Raw genomic sequence first — 17,198 nt, 5'->3', positions numbered from 1 at the left:
CCTGCCTCGGCTACAATGCGCGCCCCGGCAGCCGGGCGCCCGGCGCCCGCATTACCCGCAGCGTTTCGAGGCCCCATCCGCGTGAGCGAATCCGACCGCATCTTCGCCCAGCCGCAATCCCACGTTCCCGACTTCACCTTCAACGAGGACGTGGTGCGCGTCTTCCCGGACATGATCAAGCGATCCGTCCCGGGTTACCCCACCATTGTCGAGAACATCGGAGTGCTCGGCGCGCGCTTCGCCATCCCCCATAGCGTGCTGTACGACCTCGGCTGCTCGCTGGGCGCGGTGACTCAGGCGCTGCGCCGACATGTTCGGACCGAGGGCTGCCGCGTCATCGGCGTGGATAACTCGGCGCCGATGATCGAGCGCTGCGGCGAATACCTTCGCGCGCAGGACGCCATGTACCAGGAGCTGTTGCCGGTCGAGCTGATCGAGGCGGATATCCTGAAGATGGACTTCCAGCCCTGCTCGCTGATCACGATGAACTTCACCCTGCAATTCATCGCCCCCGAGCAACGCCCGGAACTGCTGGCCCGCCTGCGGCAGAGCCTGCTGCCGGGCGGGGCGCTGATCCTCTCGGAAAAACTGCGTTTTGCCGACGAACAGGAACAGGCACTGCTCACCGACCTGCACATCGACTTCAAGCGTGCCAATGGCTACAGCGAACTGGAAATCGCCCAGAAGCGCACCGCCATAGAGAACGTCATGCGCCCCGACACCCTGGAAATCCATCGAGAGCGCCTGTCGGCCGCCGGTTTCTCCAAGGTGATTCCCTGGTTCCAATGCCTCAACTTCGCCTCCCTGATTGCCCTGCCATGATCGACCGCTTCGACCTCGACCGCCTGAGCCAGGAACTTGCCGGCACTTCGCTGCACGCCTGGGCCCAGTCCCTGTCCGCCCAACTGACGGCCAAGGTCGAGGATGGCCACGGCGACCTGGAGCGCTGGCTGGCAGCCGTGGACCGCCTGCCAGCACTGGCTCCGGCGGTGACCGAGCTGCGCGAACGCTTCAGCCTGGAAGGCACCTGCGACGAGGCCACGCGCGACCGGCTCAAGCAGGCCCTGCAAGGGTTGATTCCCTGGCGCAAGGGGCCGTTCAACCTGTTCGGCGTACACATCGATACGGAGTGGCGCTCGGACTGGAAATGGGAGCGTGTCTCGCCGCACATCGACCTGATGGGCAAACGTATCCTCGATGTGGGCTGCGGCAACGGCTACTACCAGTGGCGCATGCTCGGTGCCGGCGCGCGCAGCGTAGTGGGTGTCGATCCGAACTGGCTGTTCTTCTGCCAGTTCCTCGCCATGAAGCGCTACCTGCCCACTCTGCCAGCCTGGCATCTGCCGCTAACCCTGGAGGAGTTGCCGCCGGGCCTCGAAGGCTTCGACACGGTGTTCTCGATGGGCGTGCTCTATCATCGCCGCTCCCCCATCGACCATCTGCTCGCCCTGAAGGACTGCCTGCGCCGTGGGGGCGACGTGGTACTGGAAACCCTGGTGGTGGAGGGCAACGTCAACACCGTGCTGGTGCCCGAAGACCGCTACGCACAGATGCGCAACGTATGGTTCCTGCCCTCGGTGCCGGCGCTGGAGCTCTGGTTGCGTCGCTCAGGCTTCAGCGAAGTGCGCTGCGTGGACGTCAGCCGCACCTCCATAGAGGAACAGCGCGCCACCGACTGGATGCGCTATCAGTCGCTGCCGGATTTCCTCGATCCGCGCGATCACAGCCGCACCATCGAGGGTCTCCCCGCGCCGCTGCGCGCCACACTGGTGGCGCGCAAGCCTTAGTTTTCTGCCGGGTTCGGTGATCAGCGGTTCGCCGCTGCCACGATCAGCGCCTTCATTTCCGCCACCGCCTGCTTGAAGCCGACGAATAGCGCGTGGGCGACAATGGCGTGGCCGATGTTCAATTCGTTGATCCCCGCAATGGCCGCTACCGGCTCGGCATTGTGGTAGTGCAGACCGTGGCCGGCGTTGACGATCAGGCCGTGGGACAGGCCGAATTCGACGCCATCACGGATACGGGCCAGCTCATGTGCGGCTTCCGCCGGGCTGTGCGCATCGGCGTAGCGGCCGGTGTGCAGTTCGATGGCCGGGGCGCCGACGCGAGCGGATGCCTCGATCTGGCGCGGGTCCGGGTCGATGAACAGCGAAACCTCGCAACCAGCGGCAGCCAGGCGCTGCACTGCCGTGCGAATGCGGGCTTCCTGGCCCGCGACGTCCAGGCCACCTTCGGTAGTGAGCTCCTGGCGAGTTTCGGGAACCAGGCAGGCATGGGCCGGGCGAATGCTCTCGGCGAACACCATCATTTCCTCGGTGACGCCCATCTCGAAGTTCATGCGGGTCTGCAGCACCTCGGCCAGCACGCGCACATCGCGGTCCTGGATGTGGCGACGATCCTCGCGCAGATGCACGGTGATTCCGTCAGCGCCGGCTTCCTCGGCATCCAGCGCGGCTTTCACCGGATCGGGATAGCGGGTGCCACGGGCTTGGCGCAGCGTGGCAACGTGGTCGATGTTCACACCCAGAAGAATACGGTTGGCTTCAGTCACGGGAGTTGTCCTTGCGATTCATGAATAACTCGCGGCTGACCAGCGGTCGGCCGCCAAGATGGGGTGCCAGGGCCTGGCGCATAAGGCGCTTGGCCGCAGCCAGGGCGCCGGGAGCGCTCCAGTCGGCCTCGGCCAGGGCCAGCAGGTCGGCACCGTGGAACAGGCCAGGCTGCAGGCTGCCCACCGGTTCGAAGCCCGAGTCCGGCAGCAGGCGATAGAGCCCCTCGGGCGCTACCGGCTGGCCGGCGATGTCGCTGTCCAGGGAGAAACCATAACCCAGCTCGTCCAGCAATCGCCATTCGAAAGCACGCAACAGCGGCTCCAGCGGCTGCCCGGCGGCAAGCAACGGCAACGTCGCGTGATAGTGCTCGAACAGCGCGGGATGCGGGTCTTCCGCCGGCAGCAGACGGATCATCAGCTCATTCAGGTAGAGGCCGCTGAACAGCGCCTCGCCACTCAGCAGATTGGGAATGCCGTTGGCCTCCAGGCGCGCCACGTTCTTCAGTTCACCCCGGCCACGGAGCTCGACTTCCAGCGGCACGAAGGGCCGCGCCAGCGCACCGGCCTTGCCCCGTGCACCGCGCAATACGGCTCGCAAGCGACCCTGCGGGGTGAGGAAGTCCACCAGCGCACTGGTTTCCTTATAGGCACGGCTATGCAGGACGAAGGCTGGCTGGGCGGGAGAAGCGAGGCTCATGGCGCTGCGCCTGGACAGGAAGTCGGGAAGCGGGCGCACTCAGGCGCCCGGAGGTAAACCCCGCGATGCGCTCGCGGGGTGGCGTGGGTCAAAGGTCGCCGTAGCCAAGCGAGCGTAGCGCCCGCTCGTCGTCGGACCAGCCACCCTTCACCTTGACCCAGAGGTTGAGCATGACCTTGGAGTCGAACAACACCTCCATGTCCTTGCGCGCATTCTGGCCGATGCTTTTGATGCGCTCGCCCTTCTCGCCGATGATGATTTTCTTCTGGCCGTCACGCTCGACCAGGATCAGCGCATGGATATGCAGGATGGGGCCGTCCTGCTTGAACTCTTCGATTTCCACCGTGACCTGGTAGGGAAGCTCGGCGCCCAGTTGGCGCATGATCTTCTCGCGCACCAGTTCGGCAGCCAGGAAACGGCTGCTGCGGTCGGTGATCTGGTCTTCAGGGAAGAAGTGCTCGCTTTCAGGCAGGCGCTCGGCAACCAGGCCTTCCAGCACGTCGAGGTTCTGCCCGTGCTGGGCGGAAATCGGCACGACTTCGGCGTTGGGCAGTTGCTCGGCCAGCCATTGCAGGTGCGGCAGCAGCTCACCCTTGTCTTCCATACGGTCGACCTTGTTCACCGCCAGCAGCACCGGGCAACTAACATACTTGACCTTGTCGTAGACCATCTGGTCTTCGTCGGTCCAGCGATTGCGGTCGACGACGAAGATCACCACGTCGACGTCCTTCAGCGCAGCACTGGCCGAACGGTTCATGTATCGGTTGAGCGCCTTGTCGTTGTCCTTGTGCAGGCCGGGAGTGTCGACGTAAACCGCCTGCACGTCACCCTCGGTCTTGATGCCCAGCAGGGTGTGGCGAGTGGTCTGCGGCTTGCGCGAGGTGATCGCCAGCTTCTGGCCAAGGATGTGGTTGAGCAGAGTCGACTTGCCGACGTTGGGACGACCGACGATGGCGACATAGCCGCAACGGACGGACTCTTGTTGATGATCGTGCTGGTCCTGCTCGTGCTCACTCATGGCCATTCTCCACGCCCAGGGCTGCCAGAGCGGCGGCGGCGGCCACCTGCTCGGCGATGCGACGGCTGCCGCCGTGACCGTGGGTCTTGTCATTCAACAGGGCAACTTCGCACTCGACGAAGAAGGTGCGGCAATGCGGCTCGCCCTGGATATCAACCACGTCGTAACGCGGCAACTCGCACCCGCGCGACTGCAGGAATTCCTGCAGGCGGGTCTTGGGGTCTTTGTTGGTGTCTACCGGGGTCAGCTCGCGCAATTGCGGGCCCAGCCAGGCCATGATCCGCTCGCGGGCGGAATCCATGCCGGTATCCAGATAGATGGCGCCGATCAGCGCCTCCATTGCATCCGCCAGAATCGACTCGCGGCGGAATCCACCGCTCTTCAGCTCGCCGGAGCCCAGTCGCAGGTAGTCGCCCAGCTCGAAGCCACGGGCCAGCAGGGCCAGGGTCTCGCCCTTGACCAGGCGCGCGCGCAGGCGCGAAAGCTGGCCTTCGCGAGCCTGGGGGAAATGATTGAAAAGGGCTTCGCCGATAACGAAGTTGAGGATGGCGTCACCCAGGAACTCCAGACGCTCATTGTTGCGCCCGGCGAAACTGCGATGGGTCAGCGCCAGGACCATCAGGTCCTGGTCGCGAAAGGTATAGCCAAGCTTGCGCTCGAGTCGATCCAGGCTGTTACTCACGGCATTCGTACACGGGTTTCTTTGTCAAAGTGGACCACCAGATCGATGTTCTTGATCAGCGGCTCGCGTTTTTCGTACTGGAGGTGCGCGCGGAACTCATTGTTCTCCTGCTTGACCTCCAGAATATCTTCCAGCTTGAGGTCGCGGACGCCATTGATCAGCATTGCCTTGCCTACATAAGTGTAGAACTCCGGAATGGTGCGAACATCCGCGGCCTTGTCGGTTTCCACCGAGGTGATGGCCTTTTCGATGGAGTAGTAGTCAAGGTAGTGCGGAATGATCTTGAACGCAGTACTGGCCAGGAACGCCACAACGGCGAGCACCAGCATCCAGTTCAGCAACGACATCCCCTTCTGCGAACGTGCGTACGTCATATCGACCTCATGTCGGTGTAGTTCTTATTCCCGCCAACCGCGGCGGCTCCAAGGACAAGCGGGGCTGCCTCGCTCCCCGCGTGCAGCCCCGCCCGGGTTTCTAGCACCGTTCGCCGCCTGAAGGCATCGAACGTCTCACAACTCAATGAATCACGCCGACCCGAGAGAAGTTTGGCAGGTTGCGCTGCTTGGGCTCCGGCCAGCTCATCCACACGGCAAACGCCTTGCCGACGATGTTGTGGTCCGGAACCATGCCCAGCAGGTCCTTCGGAATCTTCGGGTCGTTCCAGTAGCGACTGTCGTTCGAGTTGTCGCGGTTGTCGCCCATCATGAAGTAGTGGTCGGCGGGAACCTTCCACTGCTTGCCCGGCTCGATGCGGTAACGGGTCATTTCCTTGCGGATCATGTGTTCGGCGGCGCCCAGCTTTTCCTTGTACAGCGTGACGCTACCCAAGGTGCCGGGTTCCTCGCCCATCAGCGTCTCGGCGACCAGTTGGTCGTTGATGTACAGGCGCTTGTCGCTGGTATAGCGGATGGTATCGCCCGGCACGCCGACCACACGCTTGATGTAGTTGATGTTCGGGTCGCTGGGATAGCGGAACACCATGACATCGCCGCGCTGCGGATCACCCACTGGGATCACCTTGGTGTCCAGCACCGGCAGGCGGATGCCATAGGCAAACTTGTTGACCAGAATGAAATCCCCGACTTCCAGGGTCGGCTTCATCGATCCGGAGGGAATCTGGAAAGGCTCGACCAGGAAGGAACGCAGCACCAGCACGATGAACAGTACGGGGAAGAAGGACTTGCCGTATTCGACCAGCACCGGTTCCTTGTTCAGTTTTTCCAGCACTTCCGGATCAGGCTCGCTAACCGTGCCTTCGTAGGCGGAAATGGCTGCCCGGCGACGTGGAGCGAACAGCACCAGGTCTACCAGGGCGAGAACGCCGCACACAGCAACGGCAATCACCAGCAACAGCGGGAAATTCAGGGTCATAGGGTTCAACTGTCCACTTTGAGCACGGCGAGGAAGGCTTCCTGCGGAATCTCCACGCTACCGACCTGCTTCATCCTTTTCTTACCGGCCTTCTGCTTTTCGAGCAGCTTGCGCTTACGGCTCACGTCACCGCCATAGCACTTAGCCAGCACGTTCTTCCTGAGCGCCTTGACCGTCGAACGGGCGATGATCTGTCCGCCGATGGCCGCCTGAATCGCGACGTCGAACATCTGCCGCGGAATCAGTTCCTTCATCTTTTCCACCAGTTGGCGCCCCTTGTAGGGGGCGTTGTCGCGGTGGACGATCAGGGCGAGGGCGTCAACCTTCTCGCCGTTGATCAGCACATCGAGACGCACCAGGTTGGCCGGCTCGAAGCGGTCGAAGCTGTAATCGAGCGAGGCATAGCCGCGGCTGGTGGACTTCAGGCGGTCGAAGAAGTCCAGAACCACTTCGTTCATCGGCAAATCGTAGATCACCTGGACCTGGCCGCTGAGGAAGTGCATGTCGCGCTGTACGCCACGTTTCTCGATGCACAGGGTAATGACGTTACCCAGGTGCTCCTGAGGCACAAGGATGGTGGCGCGACAAATTGGCTCACGCATCTCGTCAATGGACGAAAGGTCGGGCAGCTTGGACGGGTTGTCGACATACAGGATGTCGCCGTTCTTCTGCACGATCTCGAAGATCACGGTCGGCGCGGTGGTGATCAGGTCCAGGTCGTATTCGCGCTCCAGGCGCTCCTGGATGATCTCCATGTGCAGCATGCCGAGGAAGCCGATGCGGAAGCCGAAGCCCAGGGCTTCGGAGCTTTCCGGCTCGTACTGCAGCGCGGCGTCGTTCAGGGTCAACTTCTGCAGCGCTTCGCGGAAGTCCTCGAAATCGTCGGAGCTTACCGGGAACAGGCCGGCATAGACTTGCGGCTTGATACGCTTGAAGCCCGGCAGCACTTCCACGTCCGGGGTGCTGGACAGGGTCAGGGTGTCGCCCACCGGCGCGCCAAGAATGTCCTTGATGCCGGCAATGATGAAGCCTACTTCACCGGCCTTGAGGTCGGCGGTCTCGGTATGTTTCGGGGTGAAGACGCCGACGCTGTCCACCTGATGGACCTTGCCGGTGGACTTCACCAGGATCTTGTCGCCCTTCTTGACGCGGCCATGCTTCACGCGCACCAGAGAGACCACGCCCAGGTAGTTGTCGAACCAGGAGTCGATGATCAGCGCCTGCAGGGGCGCCTCGATCTCGCCTTCCGGCGCGGGGATGGCGGTAACCAGGCGCTCCAGCACATCTTCCACGCCCATGCCACTCTTGGCCGAACAGGCTACGGCATCGCTGGCATCGATGCCGATGATGCTTTCGATCTCGTCCTTCACGCGGTCCGGATCGGCTTGCGGCAGGTCCATCTTGTTCAGCACGGGCATGACTTCCAGGCCCTGCTCGATGGCGGTGTAGCAGTTGGCAACCGACTGAGCTTCGACACCCTGCCCGGCGTCCACCACCAGCAGCGCGCCCTCGCAGGCCGCCAGCGAACGGCTGACCTCGTAGGTGAAGTCGACGTGGCCGGGAGTGTCGATGAAGTTCAGTTGGTAGGTCTTACCGTCCTTCGACTTGTAGTGCAGCGTGACGCTGTGCGCCTTGATGGTGATACCGCGCTCGCGCTCCAGGTCCATCGAGTCGAGTACCTGCGCCTCCATCTCGCGGTCGGACAAGCCGCCGCAGATCTGGATGAAGCGGTCGGCCAGAGTCGACTTGCCATGGTCGATGTGGGCAATGATGGAGAAATTGCGGATATGACTCAGATCACTCACGGCTGAACACACTCGGAAGGCTGGAGGCGGCAATCCGCCGAAAAATAGCCGGGGAGTTTACTCGAATCCCGCACCGTCCGTCACGTCCGCGCCGGATGGACAGGCATGAAAAAAGGGCGGTGAAGACCGCCCTTTTTTGGTGCCAGCCTTACTCGGCCAGCTTGAAGGTAATGAAGCTCGCACGCCCCTGGCGCAGTACGCGCATGGAGATGGAGCGATCCTTCGGCAGTGACTTGGCGATCTCGGTGAAGGTCTTGGACGAGTCGACCGCACGATTGTTCAGGTGCGTGATGACATCCCCAGGACGCAGGCCGACCATCGCCGCCGGACCGCCCTGCACTTCCTTGATCACCACACCGCCCTTGATGTCCATCGACTTGCGCTGCTCACTGGTCAGCTCTGCGACAGTCACGCCCAGACGGTTGCTGCTGCGCTCGGCACCCTTGCCCTCCACTGCGGCGACTTCTTCGTCGTCATCCGGCAGGTTGCCGATCGACATGTTCAGCGTCTTGCGGTTGCCATCGCGAATGACCTCCAGCGTTGCCTTGTCACCCGGCTTCATGTTGCCCACCAGGTGCGGCAGGTCTGCCGACTCATTGATGGTCTGGCCATTGAGGCTGAGGATCACATCGCCAACCTGCAGGCCACCCTTGGCGGCCGGACCGTTTTCGACCAACTGAGCCACCAGCGCACCGGACGGCTTGTCCAGACCGAAGGACTCAGCCAGATCCTTGTTGACCTCCTGAATCACCACACCAAGCCAGCCACGGCTGACCTTGCCTTCTTTTTTCAGCTGATCGGCGACGTTCAGCGCCACATCGATCGGAATCGCGAAGGAAAGCCCCATGAAGCCGCCGGAACGAGTGAAAATCTGCGAGTTGATGCCGACCACCTCACCCTGCAGGTTCAGCAGCGGGCCACCCGAGTTGCCCGGGTTGATGGCTACGTCGGTCTGGATGAATGGTACGTAGTTCTCGTTCGGCAGGCTGCGGCCCTTGGCGCTGACGATACCGGCAGTCACCGAGTGGTCGAAGCCGAACGGCGAGCCGATGGCCAGCACCCACTCACCTACCTTGAGCTTGTCGGAATCGCCCAGCTTGAGGGTCGGCAGGTTCTTGGCATCGATCTTCAGCACGGCGACGTCGCTGCGCGGATCGGCACCGACCAGCTTGGCCTTGTGCTCGCTGCGGTCAGAAAGACGTACGAGAATCTCGTCGGCATCCGCAACCACATGATTGTTAGTAAGGATGTAACCATCGTCGGAAATGATGAAGCCCGAACCCAGCGACTGGGCCTCGCGCTGCTGCCCGCGGGGCGCCTGGCCCTGACCGCGCGGAATGCTGCGCTCGAAGAACTCGCGCAGGCCCGGAGGCAGGCCGTCCAGATCCGGAATGCCCATCTGGGCACTGGCACGATCCGGAAGCTTCTGCGTGGTACTGATATTGACCACTGCCGGCGACGCCTTCTCCACCAGCGGCGTGAAGTCCGGTAGTTCGGCTCGCGCGGTAACCGTCAGGCTCAAGGCCACCAGGGCAACCAGCGCAGCCATGCTGCGTTTCAGGGTTTGCATTGACTACAGCTCCCGTGATGTTGATTGGGAAAGACACTAAACCGGGCCGAGAGGCCCACCGACCAGCGCGCGCAGCACAACCGGTTGCATCGCTGGATCATCCGAATGGCGCCGCGCCACACGACGCACGAACAGCCAGGCAAGCAGGAACCCCGCCAACCCGGCCAATATGATCAAGGATTCCCCAACACCGAAGCGGGCCGCAAGAAGCGCCAGCGCGAACAATCCGAGCAAGGGAAGAAGATAGAAGAGCAAGGCACTCTTCACGAGAATACCCTCGCCTACGCCCAGCACGACTTCATCGCCAGGCGCGAGTTTCAGCGAAGATAGGGCGCGCACGCGGCCACCCCTGCCACCAACACCCAGACGAGCCAGGATACCCTGGCCGCAGCCGGCATTGGCCGAACATCCAGAGCAGGTGGAGCGACGCAGCGTTTCGACCCAGACCGCTCCGGACTCGACCGCTATCACCCTCCCCCTCTCCTCGATCACTGTGGCTGGGCTCCCGATGGGCGCATGGAAAGCGCCACCCGCTCAGCCGTACCGCTGGGAATCTCGCCAACCACGGTCACCATCGTCCCACCGTCTTCGCTGGCGAAACGCCTAGACACTACTGTTGTAGGCCCCAACTGCGTACGCGCATCATCAACCTTGGCGCCATGCAGTGGTTCGAGGAAAACAGAGAACCGGGCCAGGCCGTCGCCATAGGCCAGGCATAGAACCTGGTCGTTCGAGACCGGACTGCGTTGCTGCAGAGTGCTGTTCAGGGTGAAACCCGGCGGAACCCACTCGGAATGCCAGCCGGTCGTCACACTCGCATCTTTGAGCTCCTTCACCGGCTGACAGGCCGCCGCCGGCTGCAATTGGGCATCGTCAGGTGCGGTCAGCTCAATCCGGGTGAACTGGAGTCGTTCGATGATCTGGCCCTTGTCGTTGAGCAGAAGCGACTTGAGCGGCAGTCCGGTTTCCTTGTCCAGGTGAAGCTCGAAGCCGTAGCGATGCTGATCACGCGGCAACACAGCAAGTACCACCGCCGGCCGGTCGGCGATACGCGATTCGCCAGCGATTCGGATGTCGTACCAGGAAGAAAGCTCCTGCGGATTCAGCCGGCGCGCCGGCCAAAGCTCGCCGCCAGCCACCTGCCCGGCCATGCCGCCACCCACGCACTGCGTGACGCCATTGACTCGTAGCACCTCCTGGCGCGGACCATCGGCCTGCACGAGGCGCTCACGCACCGAACCATCGGCATCGACCCGATGCCAGACGTCGTGCGTCGAGAAGGCGCCGCTGCGCTCGTAAACGAAAGTACCCTGGAAGTTCTGTTGCTGATCCGCCTGAGAGAGGCGCTTGATCCAGTCCAACGCATCAGCGGCCTGCACCGGCAATGCCAGCAGACCGCCAAAGATGAACAGCAATGCTGTAGTAGCGCGCATTTCGCTCCTTAAGGTCGCAATCAGCGGCTTTCCAGGCTCGCGGCGCGTGCATACGGCAGAGCACTGTCAGTGCCACTCACGGTGGACTGTTGCGCATGCTGGCGCAGGTAACCCGGAAGACGCTGCTCATGCCAGGTGGTCTGCCCGCTCTGGGCATTGGTAATCACCTGCGGCGCCTCGTCCTGAGTGTAGCCTGCCAGTACCGCCGGCCCCTGCACCTGCGGCAACGCGATCTGCGGAGTGGCACTCTGCTGGGCCAGGCCGTTGGCAACGCTATCGTCCTGATGATACAGGCGAACACCCGCCAGCACGGCCAGGGTCACGGAAGCGGCAACCGCCAGGCGACCGACATTGCGCCACGGGTTGCGGCTGCTCGGCGCAGGGGCGGCCTCATCGGCCAGCGCAGCGGAAACCGCAGCGGCGATGTCCAGTTTCGGCATGACCGGCTCATGGTGCATCACTGCCCGAGCCAGTTGATAACGGGACCAGGTGGTCCGCAATTCGGCGTCCTCGCCGCAGGCTGCAAGCACACGCCGCAGCTCCAGCTCATCCGCTTCGTTATCCATTACAGCGGACAGCGATTCCTGCAGGGCTTCACGACTCATAGCGGTACCTCTCTTGGCTGTTGCCGCTGTATCAGACTTCTTCATGCAACAAAGGCTGCAAAGCTTTGTCGATCGCTTCCCGCGCACGGAATATCCGTGAGCGGACCGTTCCCACCGGACACTGCATCACGGTGGCGATATCCTCGTAACTCAACCCTTCGAACTCACGCAACGTCAGTGCCGTGCGCAGGTCCTCGGGCAACTGCTGGATGGTTCGATGAACGGTTTCCTCGATCTCATCCCGCAGCATGGCTCTTTCTGGCGACTCGATGTCCTTCAGGGCATGGTCACCCTCGAAGAACTCCGCGTCTTCCGCCGTGACATCACTGTCCGGCGGCCGCCGACCGCGCGCTACCAGATGGTTTTTCGCGGTGTTGATGGCGATACGGTACAACCAGGTATAAAAGGCACTGTCGCCGCGGAAGTTACCCAAGGCGCGATACGCCTTGATGAACGCTTCCTGTGCAACATCCTGGGCCTCCTGGGCGTCGTGCACGAAACGCACGATCAACCCGAGAATCTTGTGTTGGTACTTAAGTACCAACAAATCGAATGCCCGCTTGTCTCCGCGCTGTACCCGTTCAACCAGTTGCTGATCCTGTTCCTGGGTTAGCATGAATGCTCCTCTACGAACTCGGAGGAGCTTCGAGCACCCTGGTGAATCGTCCTGCCAAGATAGACTCGGGACTTCTGCAAAAGTTCTCCCCTCCAAGCATGCGCCGCACAGTTTTTTCACTTTGGCGGCAACCGGACCCAGACATGTGTCCGCAGCCCGTTGAATTCAACTGTATCGGGCGAAACACCCGCACCGCCGCCGCACAGTCCGAGCCCGTGCGAAAAACGACTTAAGGTATTCCGTGTTGGAACCGGAACGACTAAAAAAGTTCCGGCGATTTGCCACGATCCGACACCTTCGCTGCGCCCCCGGGCGATCTCGTTCCACGGCATGAACGGAAGCTCCGCACTGCGACTGCCGTTCGCTCCGGGCGCCTCGGGTGTCATCGGTTCGCCAGTATTGTGCCGCGCCCCCCTTCTATATACTAGGGCGCCTTTTTGGTGGAGCCGGATATGAGTCAGCACTTCCAGCACGATGTATTGGTAATCGGCAGCGGGGCCGCTGGTCTGACGCTCGCCCTGACTCTGCCTGCGCATCTGCGTATCGCCGTGCTCAGCAAGGGCGAACTGTCCCAGGGTTCGACCTTCTGGGCGCAGGGCGGGGTCGCCGCGGTACTGGACGACACAGACACCGTCGAGTCCCACGTCGAGGACACCCTGGTTGCCGGCGCCGGCCTCTGCCGCGAGGATGCGGTGAAGTTCACTGTCGAACACAGCCGCGAAGCCATCCAGTGGCTGATCGAACAAGGTGTGCCCTTCACCCGCGACCATGAGCCAGGCAAGGAAGACAACAGCTTCGAATTCCACCTGACCCGCGAGGGCGGCCACAGTCACCGGCGCATCATCCATGCCGCGGATGCCACTGGCGCCGCGATTTTCAACACGCTGCTGGAACAGGCGCGCAAGCGGCCGAACATCGAACTGCTGTCGCAGCGTGTAGCGGTCGACCTGATCACCGAGCGCAAACTCGGGATGAACGGCCAGCGCTGCCTGGGCGCCTACGTGCTGGACCGCAGCACCGGCGAGGTGGACACCTTCGGCGCGCGCTTCACCGTGCTCGCCTCCGGCGGCGCCAGCAAGGTGTACCTCTATACCAGCAACCCGGACGGCAACTCCGGCGACGGTATCGCGATGGCCTGGCGCGCCGGTTGCCGGGTCGGCAACCTGGAATTCAACCAGTTCCATCCCACCTGCCTCTATCATCCGCAGGCCAAGAGCTTCCTGATCACCGAGGCCCTGCGCGGCGAAGGCGCATTGCTGCGCCTGCCCAACGGCGAGCGTTTCATGCAGCGCTTCCACACGCTGGGCGAGCTCGCGCCGCGCGACGTCGTGGCCCGCGCCATCGACCACGAGATGAAACGCCTGGGCATCGACTACGTCTACCTGGACATCAGCCATAAACCAGCCGATTTCATCCGCGAGCACTTCCCCACCGTCTACGAGCGCTGCCTGGACTTCGGCATCGACATCACCCACGAACCGATCCCGGTGGTGCCCGCCGCGCACTACACCTGCGGCGGCGTGGTGGTCGACCAGCACGGCCACACCGATGTACCGAACCTCTATGCCATCGGCGAAACAACCTTCACCGGCCTGCATGGCGCCAACCGAATGGCGAGCAATTCACTGCTGGAATGCTTCGTCTATGCGCGCTCGGCAGCAGCCGACATCGTCGAGAAACTCGCGACCGCACCAAGGCCGGCCGGCCTGCCCAGCTGGGACGCGAGCCAGGTGACCGACTCGGACGAGGACGTGATCATCGCGCACAACTGGGACGAACTGCGGCGCTTCATGTGGGACTATGTCGGCATCGTCCGCACCAACAAACGCCTGGCACGCGCGCAGCACCGTGTGCGCCTGCTGCTGGACGAGATCGACGAGTTCTACAGCAACTACAAGGTGAGCCGCGACCTGATCGAATTGCGCAACCTTGCCCAGGTGGCAGAGCTGATCATCAACTCCGCCATGCAGCGCCGCGAGAGCCGTGGCCTGCACTACACCCTGGACTACCCCGGGCTACTGCCCGAGGCCCGCGACACTATCCTGGCACCGCCCACCTATTGCGGCTGAAGCGCAGGCGAACCCGCAGGCGGCGGTGCAGGTCCGGCGCCAGCGCGCCTGCGGGAATACAGACGCTGCGCTTCAACCAGCCGCCCGGAAAACGAAAGCGCAGCACGATCATCGACGGCAGCGCCAGGCTGTCGGCAACCAGTTGCACCGGTTGCCAGCCATCACGTTCGCTCCACAACTGCCAGCCATCTGCGTCATGCCGCAGGCCGCGCATGGACGACGGCGCACACAACAGAATCTGGCGCGGCAGCACGTATCCCGCATGCAGCGCACAGGCCAGCAGACCGAGGCAGCTCAGGAGCCAGGGAATGGCGCCGAGAAACAGCGCCAGCACTGCGAGCGACTGCGCAGCGAGATAGGCCACCAGCAACCGGATGGACGGTCGCCAGTGGCACTCGAAGGGATCACTTTGGCTGGACACGGTCCAGAATCATGCGGACGATGCGACGCAGATCAGCGTCATCCGGCTCGCCACGCTGCATGAACCAGCCGAACATGTCCTGATCCTCGCACTCCAGCAGCTTGCGGAAACGCGCCTGATCATCGGCCGGAAGGCCGGGGTAGACCTCTTGCACGAAAGGCACCAGCAGTACGTCCAGCTCCAGCATGCCACGGCGGCTGTGCCAGAAGAGGCGTTTGAGTTCGATTTCGTCGGTCATCTGCAGGTCCTCGGCAATACATCGAATCGCTCGCGTGGCCTTGGGCCGCCGGGAGCCGAGCGGCATTATACGCATGCCACAGGTTCCCGGCACCCGCTGACAAGGCGCGGTCCCGCGCTCTATCATGAGGCCCCTAACTTTCTTACAGCCGAATCGTGATGGCCGACTCCGCTTTCTTCACACTCCTCGATCACGAAGGGATTCTCGCCGTACGCGGTGCAGATGCCGCCAAATTCCTCCAGGGCCAGTTGACCTGCAACCTCAACTACCTGGACGCGGAAACCTCCAGTCTCGGCGCGCGCTGCACCCCCAAGGGGCGCATGACCTCCAGCTTCCGCATCGTCGCCGAAGGCGACGGCTATCTGATGGCGATAGCGCGTGAACTGATGGACAGCCAACTCGCCGACCTCAAGAAATATGCCGTGTTCTCCAAGGCCAGCCTGTCGGAGGACAGCGCCCTGTGGGTGCGCGCAGGCCTGGACGGCGCCGATGACCTGCTCGGTGAACTGGGGCTTGTACTCGACGGACAGGCGGACCGAGTGGCGCGCAGCGATGGCCTGATCGCCATCGCCCTTGGCCAGGGCCGCAGCGAACTGTGGATGCCAGCGGAGCGCTCGGCGAAGGTCGTCGCTCGGCTTGCCGGCTCGCTGCGCCAGAGCAGCCTGAACGACTGGCTGCTCGGCCAGGTTCGTGCCGGCATCGGGCAGGTATTCGGCGCCACCCGCGAGCTGTTCATTCCGCAGATGATCAACCTCCAGGCCGTCGGCGGCGTGAGCTTCAAGAAGGGCTGCTACACCGGCCAGGAAATCGTCGCGCGCATGCAGTACCTCGGGCGTCTGAAACGCCGCCTGCATCGCCTGGCGCTGGATGCTGAAGACCTGCCCGAGCCGGGCCGCGAGCTGTTCTCGCCAGTGCACGCCACCAGCGTTGGCGAAGTAGTGCTGGCCGCACGCGCGGCAGAGGGCGTGGAACTGCTGGCAGTGCTGCAGGACGATGCCGTCGCCGATGGCCGCGTCCGCCTCGGCGAGGCCGAGGGCCAGCCGCTGCGCCTGCTGGACCTGCCCTACGTGCTGGACAGCGACCGCGAGATCCAGCGCTGAGAGCCGCCGGACGGGGAGCCCGGCGGCCCCACATACGATTTGGTGATGCAAATAACCGACGGTTGATGCGGCACCGTGCACAATGCGGCCCGGCCCTCCGGGTCGCTCGGCAACACGACTCACCAAGAAGCAACATCAGACCCAATCAGGAAGAGCCATGAGCAAGCTTGCCGACAAAGTACAACAGGAACTGCTGCGGGCCATCGACAACGACGAACTGGTGCTGCCGACACTGCCGGAAGTCGCCCTGCGCGTGCGCGAAGCGGCGGAAGACCCGGACATCAGCATCCAGGCGCTGAGCAAGGTAATCGGCAACGACGCTGCCCTCACCGCACGCATCATCAAGGTGGTGAACAGCCCGCTGCTGCGTACCAACAAGGAAATCACCGACCTGCAGATGGCGATCAGCCGCCTTGGCATCAACTACACCTGCAACCTCGCCACCGGCCTTGCGATGGAGCAGATGTTCCAGGCCACTTCCGACGTGGTCGACCGCAAGATGCGCGAAGTGTGGAACAAGAGCACCGAGATCGCCGGCATCTGCCACGCCCTGTGCCGCCACTACACCCGCCTGATGCCGGACCAGGCCACCCTCGCCGGCCTGGTGCACCAGATCGGTGTGCTGCCGATCCTCACCTACGCCGAGGAACACAGCGAACTGCTGGCCGACTCAATCAGCCTCAACCACGTCATCGAGCGCATCCACCCGATCATCGGCGACCGCATCCTCAAGGCCTGGGACTTCCCCGCGCCGATCGCCGCAGTGCCGGGCCAGCACCTGGACTTCACCCGCGACTCGGCCAAGGTCGACTACGTGGACATCGTCCAGGTCGCCACCCTGCAGAGCTACCTGGGCAGCCAGCACCCGTATACCGAACTGGACTGGAGCAGCATTCCCGCCTTCGCCAAACTCGGCCTGGACCCCAAGGCCAACCTGAAGGAAGACGAGGACCTCTCGGCGGCGATGGAAGCCGCGATGAGCATGCTGCAGTAAGCACTCCCTAGCCCCCCGCGAAACCCGC

General features: G+C 63.0%; 19 protein-coding genes. 5 read left to right on the top strand and 14 right to left on the bottom strand.

Going from position 1 to position 17,198, the window contains the following annotated elements:
• Positions 1-81 precede the first annotated feature (81 nt).
• Positions 82-822: a carboxy-S-adenosyl-L-methionine synthase CmoA gene (gene cmoA, locus OU419_RS07180; protein WP_254471692.1), complete on the top strand. Its 741-nt coding sequence runs from the start codon at positions 82-84 to the stop codon at positions 820-822.
• On the top strand, positions 819-1,787 hold the full coding sequence (gene cmoB / locus OU419_RS07175) for a tRNA 5-methoxyuridine(34)/uridine 5-oxyacetic acid(34) synthase CmoB (protein WP_254471693.1): 969 nt from the start codon (positions 819-821) through the stop codon (positions 1,785-1,787). Before cmoA ends, cmoB begins: the two co-directional genes overlap by 4 nt.
• Positions 1,788-1,807: 20 nt before the next feature.
• On the opposite strand, the gene pdxJ is transcribed toward cmoB, so the two are convergent.
• The 12 genes from pdxJ to rpoE form a co-directional block, all read right to left on the bottom strand.
• Positions 1,808-2,551 carry a pyridoxine 5'-phosphate synthase gene (gene pdxJ, locus OU419_RS07170; protein WP_254471694.1) on the bottom strand — a complete coding sequence of 248 codons (744 nt, stop codon included), beginning with the start codon at positions 2,549-2,551 and terminating at the stop codon, positions 1,808-1,810.
• Complete coding sequence (gene recO / locus OU419_RS07165) at positions 2,544-3,248, bottom strand: DNA repair protein RecO (protein WP_254471695.1); 705 nt, start codon at positions 3,246-3,248, stop codon at positions 2,544-2,546. Before recO ends, pdxJ begins: the two co-directional genes overlap by 8 nt.
• Positions 3,249-3,336: 88 nt before the next feature.
• On the bottom strand, positions 3,337-4,266 hold the full coding sequence (gene era / locus OU419_RS07160) for a GTPase Era (protein ID WP_254471696.1): 930 nt from the start codon (positions 4,264-4,266) through the stop codon (positions 3,337-3,339).
• Positions 4,259-4,948: a ribonuclease III gene (gene rnc / locus OU419_RS07155; RefSeq protein ID WP_015476094.1), complete on the bottom strand. Its 690-nt coding sequence runs from the start codon at positions 4,946-4,948 to the stop codon at positions 4,259-4,261. Before rnc ends, era begins: the two co-directional genes overlap by 8 nt.
• Positions 4,945-5,322 carry a DUF4845 domain-containing protein gene (locus tag OU419_RS07150; protein WP_254471697.1) on the bottom strand — a complete coding sequence of 126 codons (378 nt, stop codon included), beginning with the start codon at positions 5,320-5,322 and terminating at the stop codon, positions 4,945-4,947. Before OU419_RS07150 ends, rnc begins: the two co-directional genes overlap by 4 nt.
• A 142-nt stretch (positions 5,323-5,464) precedes the next feature.
• Positions 5,465-6,319, bottom strand: coding sequence for a signal peptidase I (gene lepB / locus OU419_RS07145; protein WP_254471698.1), 855 nt, complete (start codon positions 6,317-6,319; stop codon positions 5,465-5,467).
• A gap of 5 nt (positions 6,320-6,324) precedes the next feature.
• A complete protein-coding gene (gene lepA, locus OU419_RS07140; RefSeq protein WP_254471699.1) occupies positions 6,325-8,124 on the bottom strand; it encodes a translation elongation factor 4 in 1,800 nt (599 codons plus the stop codon).
• A 148-nt stretch (positions 8,125-8,272) separates the two neighbouring features.
• Positions 8,273-9,694 (bottom strand): DegQ family serine endoprotease, encoded by a 1,422-nt coding sequence (locus OU419_RS07135; protein WP_254471700.1) that lies wholly within the window; start codon positions 9,692-9,694, stop codon positions 8,273-8,275.
• Positions 9,695-9,730: 36 nt separating this feature from the next.
• Positions 9,731-10,186: a SoxR reducing system RseC family protein gene (locus tag OU419_RS07130; protein WP_254471701.1), complete on the bottom strand. Its 456-nt coding sequence runs from the start codon at positions 10,184-10,186 to the stop codon at positions 9,731-9,733.
• Complete coding sequence (locus OU419_RS07125) at positions 10,183-11,127, bottom strand: MucB/RseB C-terminal domain-containing protein (RefSeq protein ID WP_254471702.1); 945 nt, start codon at positions 11,125-11,127, stop codon at positions 10,183-10,185. The genes OU419_RS07130 and OU419_RS07125 overlap by 4 nt, the downstream gene beginning before the upstream one ends.
• Positions 11,128-11,147: 20 nt before the next feature.
• Positions 11,148-11,732: a sigma-E factor negative regulatory protein gene (locus OU419_RS07120; RefSeq protein ID WP_254471703.1), complete on the bottom strand. Its 585-nt coding sequence runs from the start codon at positions 11,730-11,732 to the stop codon at positions 11,148-11,150.
• 31 nt (positions 11,733-11,763) lie between these two features.
• Complete coding sequence (gene rpoE, locus OU419_RS07115) at positions 11,764-12,348, bottom strand: RNA polymerase sigma factor RpoE (protein WP_015476086.1); 585 nt, start codon at positions 12,346-12,348, stop codon at positions 11,764-11,766.
• A 452-nt stretch (positions 12,349-12,800) separates the two neighbouring features.
• Between rpoE and nadB the strand changes: the two genes are divergently transcribed.
• Positions 12,801-14,417 carry an L-aspartate oxidase gene (gene nadB / locus OU419_RS07110; protein WP_254471704.1) on the top strand — a complete coding sequence of 539 codons (1,617 nt, stop codon included), beginning with the start codon at positions 12,801-12,803 and terminating at the stop codon, positions 14,415-14,417.
• Here the strand turns inward: nadB and OU419_RS07105 are convergent.
• Together OU419_RS07105 and OU419_RS07100 are read right to left on the bottom strand one after the other, a co-directional pair.
• The gene (locus tag OU419_RS07105; protein ID WP_254471705.1) at positions 14,386-14,838 is read right to left on the bottom strand and encodes a protein YgfX; all 453 of its coding nucleotides are present in this window, start codon (positions 14,836-14,838) and stop codon (positions 14,386-14,388) included. The two genes, nadB and OU419_RS07105, sit on opposite strands and share 32 nt — an antisense overlap.
• A complete protein-coding gene (locus OU419_RS07100; protein ID WP_254471706.1) occupies positions 14,822-15,076 on the bottom strand; it encodes an FAD assembly factor SdhE in 255 nt (84 codons plus the stop codon). The genes OU419_RS07105 and OU419_RS07100 overlap by 17 nt, the downstream gene beginning before the upstream one ends.
• A 158-nt stretch (positions 15,077-15,234) precedes the next feature.
• Here OU419_RS07100 and ygfZ point away from each other — a divergent pair, with 158 nt between their 5' ends.
• Together ygfZ and OU419_RS07090 are read left to right on the top strand one after the other, a co-directional pair.
• On the top strand, positions 15,235-16,176 hold the full coding sequence (ygfZ, locus tag OU419_RS07095) for a CAF17-like 4Fe-4S cluster assembly/insertion protein YgfZ (RefSeq protein ID WP_254471707.1): 942 nt from the start codon (positions 15,235-15,237) through the stop codon (positions 16,174-16,176).
• 157 nt (positions 16,177-16,333) lie between these two features.
• Entirely contained in the window at positions 16,334-17,170 is an 837-nt protein-coding gene (locus OU419_RS07090; protein WP_254471708.1) for an HDOD domain-containing protein, read from the top strand.
• Positions 17,171-17,198 lie beyond the last annotated feature (28 nt).

It is taken from the genome of Pseudomonas triclosanedens, assembly GCF_026686735.1.
Taxonomy (GTDB): Bacteria; Pseudomonadota; Gammaproteobacteria; order Pseudomonadales; family Pseudomonadaceae; genus Pseudomonas; species Pseudomonas triclosanedens.
This window is presented reverse-complemented; position numbering and strand designations above follow the sequence as displayed.